This window comes from Stenotrophomonas sp. 22LJNL06-5-1, from assembly GCF_056861455.1.
Genome location: NZ_JBSPUE010000006.1, coordinates 206020 through 221106 on the forward strand (window position 1 = coordinate 206020; position 15087 = coordinate 221106).

Here is a 15087-nt window from a genome sequence, read left to right on the forward strand (position 1 = left end):
TGCGAATCGCATCACTCTTTCCCACCGCTCGCAACCTTGATTCGAAGAGTTCTTATAGATGACCACCGACACCCGTAGTCCAGTACAGGACGATAGCGATGAGATCGACCTGCGGCAGCTGCTTGGAACGCTGATTGACCATAAGTGGTGGATCGCGGGGATTACCGGAGCCTTCCTGGTTGCCGCGGCAGCATATGCGCTGCTGGCAACGCCGGTCTATCGGGCCGATGCGATCGTACAGGTGGAATCCAAAGTGCCCAGTCTTCCGGGTCTGTCGGATCTCAGCCAATCGCTGGGGATCGGAACCGGGTCGGCCGAGGCGACCACAGAGATCGCGCTGATCACGTCCCGAGCTGTTGTGGGAAGTGCGGTCAACGCGATGAGGCTCGATATCGAGGTTGAGCCGAACCGCTTCCCGGTTCTCGGTGGCTATTTCGCGCGCAAGGCCGAGCGTTCTGCGCCGGATACGCTGGCGGACGTGCGCTTCGGCATGAGCCGGTTTGGTTGGGGTGGCGAGAAGCTGGATGTGTTCCAGCTGGATGTGCCGCGGAGCCTGATTGCGCAGCCGCTGACCCTGATTGTCGGTGACAACAGCAGTTACGAACTGTTTGATGAAGACGAGAACCTGCTGGTGAAGGGGAGTGTGGGCAAGGTTGCCTCCGGAAAGGGGGTCACCATGCAGGTCGCCGAGATTCGCGCCCACCCGGGAATGCGCTTCCAGATCGTGCGTCAGCGCCACCTTTCTGTTGTCAACGAACTGCAGAAGAAGGTCTCGGTCAGCGAGTCCGGCAAGGACTCTGGCATCCTGACGCTGGCTTACGAGAACTCGGATCCGGATGTCGCGCAGAATTTCCTGCAGCAGGTCGCCCAGGCCTACGTCCGGCAGAATGTTGAGCGGAACTCTGCCGAAGCCTCTGCCCAGTTGACCTTCGTCAAAGAGCAGCTCCCGAATGTGCGCAATCAGGTTGACGCTGCGCAGAAGGCGCTGAGCGCCTACCAGACCCGCGCCAACTCGGTGGATCTGACCCTGCAGACCAAGGGGCTGCTGGACCAGGAGGTAGCGGTTGAAACCAGCATCCAGCAGCTGCGGTTGCAGCAGGCCGAGATGGATCGCAAGTTCACTCGCGATCACCCGGCATACCAGGCGCTGATGCGCCAGATCGGGGATCTTGAGGCGCGCAAGAATGGGTTCCAAGGGCAGGTGAAGCAACTGCCGGAAGCTCAACAGGAACTTCTGCGCCTGAGCCGCGACCTGCAGGTCAGCAACGAGATGTACACCGCAATGCTGAATCAGGCGCAGCAGCTGGATGTCGCGCGTGCCGGCACGGTTGGCAATGTGCGGATCGTGGATGCTGCCGAAGTGGATGCAGCCAATCCGGTGAAGCCGCGCAAGGGCTTGATCGTGCTGGTGGGCACATTGCTTGGTGCGTTCCTGTCGATTGGCCTGGTGCTGCTGCGACAGTTGTTGAATCGCGGTGTAGAGGATCCGTCGCAGATCGAAGAAATCGGCCTGCCGGTTTACGCATCGATTCCGATCAGCCCGGGTCAGCAGTCCGATTCGGTGCGCGGCAAGTTCCGCGCCGACGGCAAGCTGCATCTGCTGGCGGTGAAGGATCCGGCGGACCTGGCAGTGGAGGCGGTGCGCAGCCTGCGGACCAGCCTGCACTTTGCGCGTCTGGAGGCGAAGAACAACATCGTTCTGATTTCCGGTTCCAGTCCGAGCGCGGGCAAGACATTCGTCTCGTCCAATCTGGCAGCTGTGATCGCGCAGGCGGGTCAGCGCGTGCTGATCATCGACGCCGACATGCGCAAGGGTACGCTGCACAAGGCGCTGGGCGCGACCCAGACGCCGGGCCTGTCCGACGTGCTGGTCGGCAAAGCGACACTGGAAACCGCCATCCGTACCGTGCCGGGCCTCGACAGCCTCAGCTTCATCTCGCGCGGCGATGTGCCGCCGAATCCTTCGGAGTTGCTGATGCACCGCAACTTTACGGAGCTGCTGGAAGCGGTGGAGAAGCAATTCGATCTCATCATCATCGATACGCCGCCGATCCTCGCGGTCACCGATGCGGCGATCATCGCCCATCACGCAGGCACCTGTCTGTTGGTCGCGCGCTTCGGCCTGAATCAGCCCAAGGAGCTGGCACTTGCACGCAAGCGCTTCGAGCAGAACAACGTGCAGCTGAAGGGGGCGATCTTCAATGCCGTCGAGCGTCGTGCGACCGGCTATTACAGCTACGGCTATTACGAATACAAGTCGACCCGGTAACGGGGAAACGCGGCAGAGCACCACCGGGTGCTCTGCCTGACACGGAAGTCACGGCTGCTGCAGAACGCGGGACCGCGACGCACTTCAAGAAACTGCGGAGATATGCATGAAAGTACTGATTACGGGTGGTGCGGGGTTCATTGGTAGTGCGCTGGCACGCGCGCTGGTCGCTCGTGGCGACCAGGTGACGGTTCTGGACAACCTTTCGCCCCAGATCCACGGTGACAACCCGGAAGGTTCGGCGCTGCTGGCTTCGCTGCCGCCCGAGGCCGTGGTGGTCAAGGGCGACGTGCGCCTGCGCGAGGATTGGCTGAAAGTGCTGCCCGGCCAGGACGTTGTCGTCCACCTGGCAGCTGAAACGGGAACCGGCCAGTCCATGTACGAAATTGACCGCTATGTTGATGTCAACGTGCGCGGTACTTCGCTGTTCCTCGACCTGATCGGCAACAAGGTGCAGGGCTGCGAGTCTGTCAAGCGGGTCGTTGTCGCGTCTTCGCGCTCGATCTACGGCGAAGGCAAGTACAAGGGTGCCAGCGGCCCGGTCTATCCGGGGGCGCGCGTCGACGCGGACCTGCAGAAGGGCATCTTCGAATGCCGCGATCCGGCGACGGGCGATCTGGTGGAGCCGCTGCCCACCGACGAAGAATCCCGCATTCATCCGAGCTCGATCTACGGCATCACCAAGCAGGTGCAGGAACAGCTGGTGCTGGTGGGGGCCGCCGCCATTGGCATTCAGGGTATCGCCCTGCGCTATCAGAACGTCTACGGCCCGGGTCAATCACTGAAGAACCCCTATACCGGCATCCTGTCGATCTTCTCCACCCTGCTGTTGCAGGGCAAGGGCGTCAACATCTTCGAGGATGGCAAGGAGACCCGCGATTTCGTCTTCATTGACGACGTGGTAGCGGCAACGGTTTCGGCCATCGATGCGGATGTCAGTGGCCAAGCCTTCAATGTGGGCACCGGCGAAGCGACCGATGTCATCACCGTCGCAAGCGCGTTGAAGGACGCGTATGGCAAGGGTGGAGAGATCAGCATCTCCGGCAACTACCGCATTGGTGACATCCGGCATAACTTCGCCGATCTCAGCCGCGCTGAGGCTGCTCTTGGCTATCGCCCGCGCGTCACCTTTGCTGAAGGCGTGAAGCGCTTTGCCGCATGGGTACTGACCCAGCAGATTGAAGACTCCGGTTACCAGCGGTCGGTGGATGAAATGCGCGCGAAGGGCCTGCTCAAGTGAAGATTGATGGGCGATCGGAGGGGCAGGTTGTGAGCGAATCCCTGAAGGGGAAGCGTGTGCTCTTCATCGCCCCGATGTTCTTCGGCTATGAGAAGCTGATCAAAGGCGAGCTTGAGGAGTTGGGGGCCGTTGTCGATTACTTCAGCGACAGGCCGGGCGCGGATTTCCTGACCAAGGCCCTTATCCGTGTGGACCGCCGCTTTCTCGCAAGAAAGATCGAGCGGTACTATGGCGACATCATCGAGCAGACCCGCGGCCGCGATTATGATCTTGTTCTGATCATCCGCGCAGAGGCCGTGTCCGGCAGCATCCTCGACCGGCTTCGCAGCATCCATTCGCGTGCAAAGTTTGTGTTGTACCTGTGGGATTCGATGCACTACAACCCGAACGCACGCAAGGTGCTGGGCAAGTTCGATGCGGTGCTGTCCTTTGACCGCGCAGACGTCGATGCCAATCCGCAGATGCAGTTCCTCCCGTTGTTCTATGGCAGAGAGTTCGAGCGTGCAGCCAACTGGACCGGTGGCTTCACGTACGACGCATGCTTCATCGGCACCATCCATACAGACCGTTACAAGGTGCTTGAGCAGATCATCGAACAGCTCGAGAAGGATGGAATGAGGGTGTTCGTCTACTGCTATTACCCTTCCCGCATGCTCTTCAGGTTGCGTTCCCTGTTCGATACGGGCTTCCGCCGGTTCGCCAGGAAGTACGTTGATTTCAAGGGCATGCCGCTTCCCGAAGTGGTTGATCGCATCGCCGAGAGCCGTGCTGTGATTGACGTGAACAGGCCCGGTCAGCTGGGCCTGACGATGCGGACGATTGAGGCAATCGGCGCCCAGCGCCTGCTGGTGACGACGAATGAGGATATCGTCAACTACGAGGTCTACTCCCAGAAGGGTATGTATCTGATCGACCGGCGTGAGCCGAAAGTGGCCAGGGAGTTCCTTCAGCGCGAAGGCGTCCCCCACGACGAATCGGTTCGCGTCGGACTATCTGCCAGGAACTGGGTGCTGCGCGTTCTTGGAAACTAACCGGGCCAGGCCAAAGGCCTGTCATGTCGGCCCTTCGTATGTAGGCTTTCCCAATACAAGCTATCGAGCATGAAGTACCTCACCGTCGTCTACTACGATACGTTCGCCCGCTTCTTCTCCGCCATTGAAGATGAAGTCAGATTGCGGGACGGTGAGGCTGAGTTCCTCCACCTCGCGTTGTTTCCGAGCGCCTACCTCTATCTGGCGCTTGAGCGGAAGTCGGTCCGTCTGCTTCCCTGGGAGGCGACAAAAGCCTCGTCGGCAGTCGCTTCGGTCGACGTCGCCGAACTGGATCGCATCGGCGCGTATCACTCGTACATCCTTTCGGGGGCGGGCAAAGGGGCTGACCTGCGCGTGCGCGAACGCGCGGCGAAGTATGTCAACGCGGTATCGGAGATCCTTCGTGAATTCCGTCCGGACCGCGTCATCATGTCAGGTGACACCCGGATTGCCTGCGAGGCGCTATCGTTCTGCCTGGCCCGTGACTGGCCCGATGTTCCGAAGTTCCACTTCGAGCAGGGACCGGGTGGGACGACGATCCTCGACCCGGTGGGGGTCAACGCCAACTGCTCTTTCCGCCAGGAAGTGGAGGCGCTGACGGGGGAAAACTACTCCGCCGAGGCTCCGCAGAAGCGAACCCGCTTCAAGCGCAATCGGGTATTCAGGGGCATTGACCACATGCTATCCCGCGGCATGAGCGCGGTATCGCGTTTGCCCGTGGAGTGGGAAACACTGCCGATGCCGCGATATCCAGAGCAGCGCTACGCCGCCTGTGTGCAGCCGGTGGCGAACGCGGGAGCCTCCAGCGCTACACAAGTCCTGGTGGCACTGCAGGTTCCGGATGATGCGAACAATATTCACCACAACCCGCTTGGTCTTGGTGATGCGCAGTTCGTCGAGTTGGTGGTTCGCGCTGTTCGCCAGCTCGGCGGGCGTGTTCTTGTCCGGGAGCATCCACTGTATCGGCGCAAGTACAGTGCAGAACTGTATGACTTCATCTCATCGACTCCGGAGGTGGCGCTTTCGAGCGCCGAGCTGAAGGACGATCTGTCGCGAGCGGCGGTGGTGGTGACGGTCAACTCGATGACCGGTTTTGACGCCTACATGGCCAATATTCCCTCTATCCTGTTGGGGAGCGCGTTCTACGATCATCTTCCGGGTATCGTGCGGTTGGATGGAGAGGGGGGGCTTGTAGAAGCCATTGATTCCATACAGGGAAAGACTGTCTCGGAGCTTATTGGCGGGCGCAATCCCCAAGCGATCTTTGCAGAAGCAAAGGCACGCTATCTGATCGAGGGGCATTGGCTCGATGCCGACCTTCGCGCACCCGCGGTAATCGCGGAAATGGTTGTGAAGCCCGAGACGACGTCGTCTGACGCTGCGCCAAGTCCTGCCGTTCTGGTGACGAAGGAATGACGGCCAAAGGAATCTACTGGGGAGTGGCATCGAATCTGCTCGGCAATGCGCTGATGCTGGGGGCGACGCTGTGGCTGACCCGATTGATCAGCCCCGCGGAGTTTGGTGAGTTCCGGGTGGGCGCCAACTTCTCGACACTGATGATCCCGTTCCTGGCATTGGGGGGCGAACGATTGATCAGCCGCCTGATACAGAAGGGAGACTCGGCAGGTGTGGCCAGGACTGTACGAATGGTCATGACGATTGCCATGGCCGGCGCCGCTGTCCTTCTCCTCGCCTACCCGCTGCTCGCCCACTACGCCTTCGCGGGAACAGTAGGGTTCCCTGTCTTCGCCCTGGGTGTGCTGCTTGTTCCGTTGACCATCTGCTACAACCTGGCCAACACGATATGGAGGCACGTGGGCTCCCCCGCACGGGCCCAGATCCACCTGAATTTCCATCAGCGGCTTCTACGTGCACCGCTTCTTATTGCATTCGCCTGGTTGCATCCCACTGCTGTTTCGGCCTCTGCGGCGATGTTCGTCGCGCAGGGGACTTCGCTGTTGCAACTGTGGAAGTACCTTCGGGTAGCTTTGAAGGGGGGGGCTGATCCAGCGATACCGGTTGCCCGAGGCAGATCAGTGATTAGCGAAATGCTGGTGATCGGGTTGCCAGTCGCGCTCCTGGCGGCAGTTGATCGCGTCGATGTGCTGATCATCAATGCGGTAATGGGCGTGGAGACCGCTGGAGAGTATGACCTTGTGTACATGCTTGCGTTGACTGCCATGTTCCCGGCAATGGCCATGTCCAAGACGTCCGAGCCGTTGCTGCTCGCGCTGAGCGACGATTCCGAACGGCAGCGGAGAGTTCGGTGGTTGCAGATCAGGACCTTGCTGCTTTCCTGCGCGGCGCTGGCTGGAATCGCGGTAATTTCTCCGTTCATTCCAATGATGCTGGGGGTGGCGGGCCCAGACTTCCCCGCCGCAGTTCTGATTCTTTCTGCCGGATTGGCCCTTTCCAGCGTATGTGGGCCGGTGCTTGAGTACATGCAGATCAATGGGCGCGCCAGGATCACCCTTGTCCTGGCGATGTCATTGATGGGGCTGTTTGTTTGGATGAAGTGGTTTGCTGCTACGGCTGATAATCTGGTGCTGTTCGCGTTCCTCGGTGGGCTCTTCTATCTGGTTCTGCGCCTAGTGCTTGCCGCCTATGTGTTCTTTGCGGACCGCGTCCTGCTTACGAACCCTTATGCACTTGCCGTGGCGGTGAGCTTCTACGGCCTACTTGCGGTCTGGTTGCTGGGAGGCAAGCGCGTGTGCCTAGGCTCGTTGTGTTGAGGTCTGCATCGTGCAGATCCGGAAGTGGGGGTGGCCTGCTGTGCCGCCACCGGCCGTGGTTTTCGCCGCATCTCGTTCTACGCTGTTTATCGCTATTTTGGTGTCGGAGGTCTGGAAGTGCGATTTTCTTCTGACATTGTCGCGAAGCCTGTAAATGGCCATGGTGGCGGTATGCGCCTTTTCCTGAGGTGCTGCGTCGTCCTGTTGCTGGTTGGTTTGTACGTGTTCAAGTACGATGGAAATGACTATTCCATGTACGAGAATTACTATCAGCTGGGCAGTGGATTTGAGATTGGCTATGAGCTTCTTGCTGCTCTGGCCCGTGCTGCCGGGTACGATTTCAAGTACTTCTACGGCATGTACAGTGCCCTCAATCTATTTCTCTTCTGCGTGCTTTGTCGCTGGCGGACTGAGCGAATGCTTTTGGCGCTCATTCCGTTGATGCTCTTTCCGGGTCTTCCGTTGAACACGATCAGGCAGTTGACTGCAGGTCTGATCTGCGCGCTGGCCTATGATCGATTCTATCCGCAAAACAACAAGAAGTTTGCGCTTCTTGTTATTTTGGCAAGCCAGTTTCATATTTCTGCGGTTCTTTTTCTTGCGCCTCTTGCGTGGAAGAGGATTGGTGTTTTCGTTTCAATCTCTATTGTCGCAGTTGCGGCTCTTGCATATTTCAGTGCGTACACAAATTATCTGACGGGAAAGATTGTTTATTACACGGGTGGAGCGGCGCAGTCCGGCTGGTATGAACAAGGAAGTGGTAAGTCCTTCGCATTCGTGATCTTTGGTTTGTCGTTGCTTGCAGCTGGTTTTGCATGGAAATTGGGTGATTACAGAAAGTACATGCCAGTACTGTTGCTGGCGGCCATTGCCATGTTCGCGTCTGCGTACATGAGCATTTTCATGCGATTCATCTATCTGTTCCTGCCGGCGGTGTCCGTGTGGATGTATGGCTGCTCTCGGAGAGTAAAGTTTGCCGTATTCCTGCCCCTGTTTATTGTTGGAGCTGTCAATCTGTACTTCGTCGTCGCTGTATGGGGGGAGGGTGCATATCAGCACAGAAATCACCTTATCGAATATCTGTTCATCTGACGGGTTTCTTATGCGTGCATCGACGTCAATCATGGGGTGCGGCAGGAATGGCCTGAGAGGCGTATGGGGGCACCATGCATAATCTGTACAGAATTTTATGGGCGGCGAGGGCTGTCATCTACAAGCTCGTCTTCGGGCGGTTTGGATGGCCAAGCTACATTGGGCCTCCAACATTTCTGTTGCGTCCTGGGCGGATACATGTCGGTAAGCGGGTGCGCATTTTTCCCGGGTTGCGTGCTGAATGTCATGGCGAGGGTGCGCTGTTTATCGCTGATAATGTATCGATTGGACAGAACTTTCATGTCATAGCGGGCTCAAAACTGCTTATCGGCAGCGGTTGCCTGATCTCGGGCGATGTGTTTGTCACTGATACAGACCACACCTTCGATCTGATCGACGTCCCTGTCTTCGATCAGCCTGACAGGATTTCCTCGACCAAAATTGGCGACAATTGCTTCATTGGTATCGGCGCCCGTATTCAGGCAGGAACGACTCTCGGCTGCGGTTGTGTGGTCGGGGCCAATTCTGTCGTGAGGGGGGACTTCCCGGACTACAGCATGATCGTGGGCGCGCCCGCTCGGGTAGTGAAGCGATATTCCCCTGAAGACGGTACTTGGCAGCGGCTTGTTTCAAATCATTCAAACGAGATCAATTCATGAACGTTTCCATCAATGACGCTGTTGCCGTCGGCAACGACCTCCCCTTCGTCCTGTTCGGCGGCCTGAACGTCCTTGAGGACCTCGACTCCACGCTGTTTGCGGCGGAGAAGTACGTCGAGGTCACCGGCAAGCTCGGTATTCCCTACGTCTTCAAGGCTTCGTTCGACAAGGCCAATCGCTCGTCGATCAAGTCCTTCCGTGGCGTTGGCCTGGAAGAAGGTATTCGCATCTTCCAGGAAGTGAAGCGCCGCTTCGGCGTGCCGGTGATTACCGACGTCCATGAAGTGGAGCAGGCGGCTCCCGTGGCCGAAGTGGTCGACGTGCTGCAGATTCCTGCGTTCCTGGCGCGCCAGACCGATCTGGTCACTGCCATTGCGCGTACTGGCCGGGCGATCAACATCAAGAAGCCGCAGTTCCTCAGCCCGTCGCAGATGAAGAACATCGCCAGCAAGATCCGTGAGGCCGGCAATGAGCGGATCATCCTGTGCGAGCGTGGCGCGCAGTTCGGCTACGACAATCTGGTCGTGGACATGCTGGGCTTCCGCGAGATGATCGAGGCCACCGGTGGCCTCCCGGCCATCTTCGATGTGACCCACAGTCTGCAGCGCCGCGACTCGGGCAGTGAGGCCTCCGGTGGCCGCCGCCGCCAGGTAGTGGAACTTGCGCGCGCAGGTATGGCGGTTGGCCTGGCAGGGCTGTTCCTGGAGGCGCATCCGGATCCGGACAACGCGCGTTGCGATGGCCCGAGCGCGTTGCCGTTGAGCGCACTTGAGCCGTTCCTGGCACAGATCAAGGCGGTCGATGATCTGGTCAAGTCGTTCCCGAAGCTCGACATCGCCTGACATGGAATCGGCGAAGTACCGGGGGCCGATCAAGCTGGTCCTGTTCGACGTGGACGGCGTACTGACTGATGGTGGCCTGCACATCGATGGCAAGGGCGAGCAGTTCAAGACGTTCAACGTCCGCGATGGCCTGGCCGTCGCATTGCTGCGTGTGCATGGCATCCGGTGTGGCGTGCTGTCGGGCAAGGCGAGCCCCTCCCTGGACTTCCGGATCCAACAACTCGGCATGGATGTGGCGGTGACCGGTCGCCTCGAAAAGCTCGATGCGTTGGCCGCCATCTGCAGGGATCTTGGAATCAATGAGGCCGAGATCGCCTATGTGGGGGACGACGTCGTAGACCTGCCATTGGCGGGGCGGGTAGGGCGCTTCTATGCGCCTTCCGACGCGCATCCGCTGGTGTTGGCAGCCGCTGACGTGATTGCAGGCGCACAGGGCGGACGTGGCGTCGGACGCGAGGTGGCCGAGCGTGTTCTTGCCGAAGGCGGCGTGGATCTGCCGGCAGCATACGCGCCCCTCATTGCAGGATGGAGCGCCGCTGGAGCGGTGCAGTAGCCGGCGCAGGGTTGCGCGGGTAAGCGCAGCGCACGCAGGTGCGCTACGAATTATCATCAGAAGGAAACAAGGTATGTCCTCCGTCGTATCAGTCGTCGATCACATTGCATCGGCCAAGCGCGTCCTGCAGATCGAGGCATCGGCTGTCGCCGCGCTCGCCGGCAGGCTCGATGGGCAGTTCACCCAGGCCGTGGAACAGGTGCTGGGTTCGCAGGGCCGGGTCATCATCTGCGGCATGGGCAAGTCAGGAATCATCGGGCGCAAGATCGCCGCGACGTTGGCCAGCACGGGTACTCCCAGCTTTTTCATGCACCCGGGTGAAGCGTTCCATGGTGATCTGGGCATGGTCACCGCCACTGATGTATTCGTGGCGATCTCCTACTCCGGCGAAACCGAAGAGGTGGTGAAGCTGCTGCCCTTCCTGAAGGACAACGGCAATTTCCTCGTGGCGATCACCGGTCGTGCGACGTCCACGTTGGCCCAGGCCGCGGATTGCCACTTGGATGCGGGTGTTTCGCAGGAAGCCTGCCCGCTTGCATTGGCACCCACTGCATCGACCACGGCAACGCTGGCGATGGGCGATGCGCTTGCCGTTGCACTGATGGAGGCTCGAGGCTTCCAGCCGGAGAATTTCGCGCGCTTCCACCCGGGTGGCTCGCTGGGGCGGCGCCTGCTGTCGCGCGTGGAGCACGAGATGGTTGCTGGCGATCTGCCGGTGGTGGACGCAGCCGCAACGATGATGGACGTATTGCGGGCCATTACCCGCTCCAGCCTCGGCCTGGCGATCGTACGGGCCGGCACCAGCTACGCGATCATCACCGATGGCGACGTTCGCCGTGCGCTCGAGCGTCATGGTCGCGAGGTGTTTGACAAGTCCGCGGCCGAGCTGATGACCGCCTCACCAGCCCAGGTGAGCGTAGGGACGCGGGTTGAGGATGCGCTGGTGCTGATGGAGCGGCGGCGGATCTCGTCGTTGCTGGTGTTCGACGGCGACGTGCTGGCCGGTGTGTTCAAGAAGTAGATAGAGGAAGGCGCCCTTGCAGGGCGCCTTCGTTCTGTGCCGGTATCACTTCGCAATGGCGTCGAAGTTTCGGTAGAAAAACTCCGAGTCGCGCTCGGATGTCAGCTGGTAAAGGCTGTGGGAGTGCGAGAGGCGCGCGCCACCGTCCCGGTACAACGGGTTCCACATGAAATCGGCGCGGGCACGGGTCGAGCGCGGCAGCATGAAGTCGAAAGGCACCGAGAAGTAAATGCCCTTGTCGAAGCTGCCTTCGCCGAAGTCCTTGGATGAAACGTCGGTCTTGGTGGCGTAGGCGCCCATGGTTACGCCATTGTCGAACATGCGTGCAACCGACACGGTTGCACCCCAGTCCTTGGCCAGGTATCGACCTGCGCTGACCGCGCTGATCAGGCGCCGCTGGTCACCCCACAGGTAATAGAGCGTGGCATGGCCCGTGGTCACGCTGTAGTCGCGGAAGCTGAAGCGCTGGTCGAAATCGCGCTGCTTGACCCAGTTCAGCTCGGCGCCCAGCGCCCAGCGTTCGTCCATCGGGCGATAGAGGACTTCGCCGCCGACTCCGCCATACATGTACTCCAGCATGCCGGCATAGGCCATGCCGTACAGGTCACGGCCGAGCTGCTTCGTGCCGGTCAGCTGCAGGTTGGGCAGGGTGAAGTCCGAGGTGGTGAGGTACTGGCGCACATAGGTACGCACGCGCGGAAGCCGGCTGGGGGCGTCGTACTTGAATTTGTCGTAGTTGTTATAGGCGTTGTAGCTGGCCGTGCCGCTCAGCCAGAGGTTTTCGTTGAAGCGGAAGGTCGCGCCGTACATCCCAGCTACCTGGAACAGGATGAAACCGTCGGGGCCGCCCACACTCTGCCGGTAGCCGACATTGAACGCACCGTCGAAGCGCTTCAGCGGGGCTTCGTACAGCGTTTCCGAGCGCCTTGCATACGGGGCGTTCATTTCGACATGGCGGCTGACGGTCGCCAGGTCCGTGCGGTCGTCCAGGTACTGGTTGAACGTCTTGCGTTCGAGGCTGGTCTCGACAACCGGGAGGCCCAGGCGAACGTTGCGCAATGTCCACCAGCTGACATCGGGAGGCGTCTGCGGATCAAGAATGCGTGCCGCACGACCAATGCCCTGTGCCGGGTAGATGAAGCGGCGCTGCTCGGCACTGACGATCAGCTCCTGGCCGCTTCGATCAATGCGCTTCACCCGCAGGCCGGCGTTCTCCTCCAGCTCCCGGGCAATGGATGACCAGTCGGTGGCTGCTGTCGCCGGGGTTGTAGCGACCGTCTGCGGCTCGCCCTGCGCTGCAGGGTTGCGGGCAATCGGGGGCGGGTCCATGAGCTTGGTCATGGGCTTGGCCTGGGCCAGGTTGGATCGCAGCGTGATGCCGACCATGGCGGTGTTCCCGCGCTCCCAGCCCAGGTGCAGCAACACGTTGTCGTTCACCGCAAAAACGGCGCCCAGATTGATGGGCGAGGACTGCTTCTGGTTATTGCGCTGCGGCTCGTTGCGATAATCGTTGCCGTCGTACTCGAGCTTCAGCTGCAGGCGGTCCCAGGGGGTCTGGTAGCTGACGCCGCCAAATACGCCCAGCCGTCCGCGGAACATCGCGCTGGTATTGAAGTCGCCCGGCGTATTGACACCGGGGCGTTCCTTGAAGCGGTCGTCGATCGCGCCCAGTGGATTGTCCAGGTCGCCACGGTTGCCGATATAGCCGGTTGCCACGCCGAGGCTTGCGTCGAACGCGCCGAAGCGCTTGCTGGCAACGACGTACTCGCTTGAAAACAACCCCGTGCCGCCAAGATCGCGCGCGCCGACGGACACTTCCGGAAGCCAGCGTCCTTCCTGCCACAGGCGCAGCTTGAGGTCGATCGACTTGTCCTTGTAGTTCTGGTTGCCGCTGAGCCACTGTGAGCCATAACGGCGATTGGCAACCGAAATGTAACGGAAGGAACCTTCCACCCACGGCAGGGGCTGCATCACCACCGTGTACCGGCTGTACGGCGAGGTGTGACTTGCGGTAAGGCTGAGCTCGCCTTCTTCGCTCATGCGCGCGGAAGGGGTCTGCAGCAGGCCGATGCCGCCCCAGTCGCTGGCGGTGGGGGCGGGAGCTTCCTGGGCGTACAGGGCTGCGCTGATGCTGAGGCTCAACAGGGCGGCGCCGGCGCGAGCCAGCGGCAAATGATTACGGCACATCAATCTGGAACTCCCGGCGCGTCCAGCACCTGGGTGGCGAGGAAGCGCGCGGCTTCATCGTTGATATCGGGGGTGGCGGACCGGACGGCAGATCCCGCGATGGGAACGTAGATCACCGCTCCGGGCGCCAGCGTTGTCCGTGCGCTACGGTTCCACAGCGCAATGCCGATCTTCGTGACCCGGCCATCGGGCTGGATCACATACAGGTCGTCCGGACTGGCTGCGGGCAGCAGCTCGCATTGGTTGCGGTAGCTCCGCGCATCCTGCATTGCAGCGTGCGGCAACGAGCACGAATGGGGGACGGCGCCCACGATGGTCACTGTCTCTGGCCGCGACGGGTAGATCAGTCGATCGCCTGCGCGGGCCGGCCGATCCTGCGGGCGATCGGCTTCCAGGGAGCGCGGCTCGAGCAGTTGCGGTTCGCGCCCGGTAATGGGAAGTGCGCCGAACTCGCGGGCCATCCGGGACGCTGCGTCGGCGATCTCTGGCGCGTCCTCAAGAGCTGCCAGTGTTTCCAGGTCGAACAGCAGCCCCGCTTTCAGGCGTGCCTGCGCTTCGAGGCTGTTCGTGCGAAGCAGCGCGGCGCCCGCCATGTAGGCATGCTCGTCCGGTGCGGCGGCAAGGGCTGCGGCGCTGAGCCGGGCATCGTTTGCCAGGGTATGGGGTCCCGGCGAGCGAACGTTTCCGAAGGCTTCCACCTGGATGGGAGAGGCCGCTTGGCCCGTGCTGGCGAGTACAGCGCCAAGGGCCATCACGATCAGTTGCGGCTTCATCGGGGTTGCAGGTCCGGCGAATAGGGTTTGAGCTGGATGATTTCCAGATGGGCATCCGGCGCGATGGCCTGGCGGCTTTTCCATATGAAGCCGCTGGACGGGTCCGCCCAGTAGTGGTTCTGCTGCTTCCAGCCGTCACCCCGCAGCTCCTCGCGCACGTGCAGCAGTTCGCGCGTCCGGCCCAGGATCTCAACGCTCTCCGTGCCCAGCGGGTGCAGGGTGCCGGTCACCTTCATGTCGAAGCGATAGTCCGGCATGAGGTCGTAACGTCGTTGCACGACGTCGCCATCCTTCACCTTGCGCAGGTCGAGCAGCGGGTTCGGCCCAATGATCCGCATCTGTTGCAGCTCGGGAGTACCGCCGTGGGTCGCTTCGATCAGGCCATTGCGCAGGAACACGATGCTGCGTTCGCTGCTATACCAGGCCTGGCGGCCACCATCCACTGCGCCAAGCACCAGCACTGCGCCGCCAGCAGGTCCGTTGACCTTGATCTGCGGATAGCGGTTGCGTGCAACGTCCTCGGCGCTGGGCTGCACATCCGGCTTACCCTGCACGGCCAGTTGCACTGCCTTGACGCTGCTGCGACCGACAACACCGCAGCCGGCTGCGGAGACCGCGATGACGGTAGCCAGCAGGCCCAGGCGGAAACTCCGGAGCACGAGGCGGGAGAGAGCGTTCCTGCTCATCT

13 protein-coding genes are annotated in these 15087 nt (G+C 60.8%); 10 read left to right on the top strand and 3 right to left on the bottom strand.

Annotated elements, in window-relative coordinates:
- Nucleotides 1-58 precede the first annotated feature (58 nt).
- The 10 genes from AC13GF_RS14490 to AC13GF_RS14535 all read left to right on the top strand — a co-directional run bounded on the left by AC13GF_RS14490 (nt 59) and on the right by AC13GF_RS14535 (nt 11439).
- Entirely contained in the window at nt 59-2269 is a 2211-nt protein-coding gene (locus AC13GF_RS14490) for a polysaccharide biosynthesis tyrosine autokinase (protein WP_483005066.1), read from the top strand.
- Nucleotides 2270-2375: 106 nt separating this feature from the next.
- On the top strand, nt 2376-3509 hold the full coding sequence (locus AC13GF_RS14495) for an NAD-dependent epimerase/dehydratase family protein (RefSeq protein ID WP_483005067.1): 1134 nt from the start codon (nt 2376-2378) through the stop codon (nt 3507-3509).
- A 29-nt stretch (nt 3510-3538) separates the two neighbouring features.
- A complete protein-coding gene (locus AC13GF_RS14500) occupies nt 3539-4540 on the top strand; it encodes a WaaS/CpsH family glycosyltransferase (RefSeq protein ID WP_483005068.1) in 1002 nt (333 codons plus the stop codon).
- A gap of 69 nt (nt 4541-4609) precedes the next feature.
- Nucleotides 4610-5956 carry a capsular polysaccharide export protein, LipB/KpsS family gene (locus AC13GF_RS14505; RefSeq protein WP_483005069.1) on the top strand — a complete coding sequence of 449 codons (1347 nt, stop codon included), beginning with the start codon at nt 4610-4612 and terminating at the stop codon, nt 5954-5956.
- Nucleotides 5953-7272 (top strand): lipopolysaccharide biosynthesis protein, encoded by a 1320-nt coding sequence (locus AC13GF_RS14510; RefSeq protein ID WP_483005070.1) that lies wholly within the window; start codon nt 5953-5955, stop codon nt 7270-7272. The genes AC13GF_RS14505 and AC13GF_RS14510 overlap by 4 nt, the downstream gene beginning before the upstream one ends.
- A 30-nt stretch (nt 7273-7302) precedes the next feature.
- Nucleotides 7303-8364: an EpsG family protein gene (locus AC13GF_RS14515; RefSeq protein WP_483005071.1), complete on the top strand. Its 1062-nt coding sequence runs from the start codon at nt 7303-7305 to the stop codon at nt 8362-8364.
- A gap of 74 nt (nt 8365-8438) precedes the next feature.
- The gene (locus AC13GF_RS14520; RefSeq protein ID WP_483005072.1) at nt 8439-9023 is read left to right on the top strand and encodes an acyltransferase; all 585 of its coding nucleotides are present in this window, start codon (nt 8439-8441) and stop codon (nt 9021-9023) included.
- Nucleotides 9020-9865 (top strand): 3-deoxy-8-phosphooctulonate synthase, encoded by an 846-nt coding sequence (kdsA, locus tag AC13GF_RS14525; RefSeq protein WP_054172891.1) that lies wholly within the window; start codon nt 9020-9022, stop codon nt 9863-9865. Before AC13GF_RS14520 ends, kdsA begins: the two co-directional genes overlap by 4 nt.
- Before the next feature lies 1 nt (nt 9866).
- Nucleotides 9867-10418 carry a KdsC family phosphatase gene (locus AC13GF_RS14530; RefSeq protein WP_483005073.1) on the top strand — a complete coding sequence of 184 codons (552 nt, stop codon included), beginning with the start codon at nt 9867-9869 and terminating at the stop codon, nt 10416-10418.
- Nucleotides 10333-11439, top strand: coding sequence for a KpsF/GutQ family sugar-phosphate isomerase (locus tag AC13GF_RS14535; protein WP_483005074.1), 1107 nt, complete (start codon nt 10333-10335; stop codon nt 11437-11439). Before AC13GF_RS14530 ends, AC13GF_RS14535 begins: the two co-directional genes overlap by 86 nt.
- A 45-nt stretch (nt 11440-11484) precedes the next feature.
- On the opposite strand, the gene AC13GF_RS14540 is transcribed toward AC13GF_RS14535, so the two are convergent.
- The 3 genes from AC13GF_RS14540 to AC13GF_RS14550 are packed head-to-tail and all read right to left on the bottom strand — an operon-like array spanning nt 11485 to nt 15085.
- Nucleotides 11485-13626 (bottom strand): YjbH domain-containing protein, encoded by a 2142-nt coding sequence (locus AC13GF_RS14540; RefSeq protein WP_483005075.1) that lies wholly within the window; start codon nt 13624-13626, stop codon nt 11485-11487.
- Nucleotides 13626-14399 (bottom strand): capsule biosynthesis GfcC family protein, encoded by a 774-nt coding sequence (locus AC13GF_RS14545; protein WP_483005076.1) that lies wholly within the window; start codon nt 14397-14399, stop codon nt 13626-13628. The genes AC13GF_RS14540 and AC13GF_RS14545 overlap by 1 nt, the downstream gene beginning before the upstream one ends.
- Nucleotides 14396-15085 carry a YjbF family lipoprotein gene (locus tag AC13GF_RS14550; RefSeq protein ID WP_255253414.1) on the bottom strand — a complete coding sequence of 230 codons (690 nt, stop codon included), beginning with the start codon at nt 15083-15085 and terminating at the stop codon, nt 14396-14398. The genes AC13GF_RS14545 and AC13GF_RS14550 overlap by 4 nt, the downstream gene beginning before the upstream one ends.
- Nucleotides 15086-15087 lie beyond the last annotated feature (2 nt).

Bases quoted from the DNA above. Each gene is read 5' to 3' on its own strand.
- AC13GF_RS14545 (WP_483005076.1), bottom strand. From the start codon at position 14,399: ATGAAGCCGCAACTGATCGTGATGGCCCTTGGCGCTGTACTCGCCAGC.
- AC13GF_RS14550 (WP_255253414.1), bottom strand. From the start codon at position 15,085: ATGAGCAGGAACGCTCTCTCCCGCCTCGTGCTCCGGAGTTTCCGCCTG.
- AC13GF_RS14510 (WP_483005070.1), top strand. From the start codon at position 5,953: ATGACGGCCAAAGGAATCTACTGGGGAGTGGCATCGAATCTGCTCGGC.
- AC13GF_RS14540 (WP_483005075.1), bottom strand. From the start codon at position 13,626: ATGTGCCGTAATCATTTGCCGCTGGCTCGCGCCGGCGCCGCCCTGTTG.
- AC13GF_RS14505 (WP_483005069.1), top strand. From the start codon at position 4,610: ATGAAGTACCTCACCGTCGTCTACTACGATACGTTCGCCCGCTTCTTC.
- AC13GF_RS14530 (WP_483005073.1), top strand. From the start codon at position 9,867: ATGGAATCGGCGAAGTACCGGGGGCCGATCAAGCTGGTCCTGTTCGAC.
- AC13GF_RS14490 (WP_483005066.1), top strand. From the start codon at position 59: ATGACCACCGACACCCGTAGTCCAGTACAGGACGATAGCGATGAGATC.
- AC13GF_RS14495 (WP_483005067.1), top strand. From the start codon at position 2,376: ATGAAAGTACTGATTACGGGTGGTGCGGGGTTCATTGGTAGTGCGCTG.
- AC13GF_RS14520 (WP_483005072.1), top strand. From the start codon at position 8,439: ATGCATAATCTGTACAGAATTTTATGGGCGGCGAGGGCTGTCATCTAC.
- kdsA (WP_054172891.1), top strand. From the start codon at position 9,020: ATGAACGTTTCCATCAATGACGCTGTTGCCGTCGGCAACGACCTCCCC.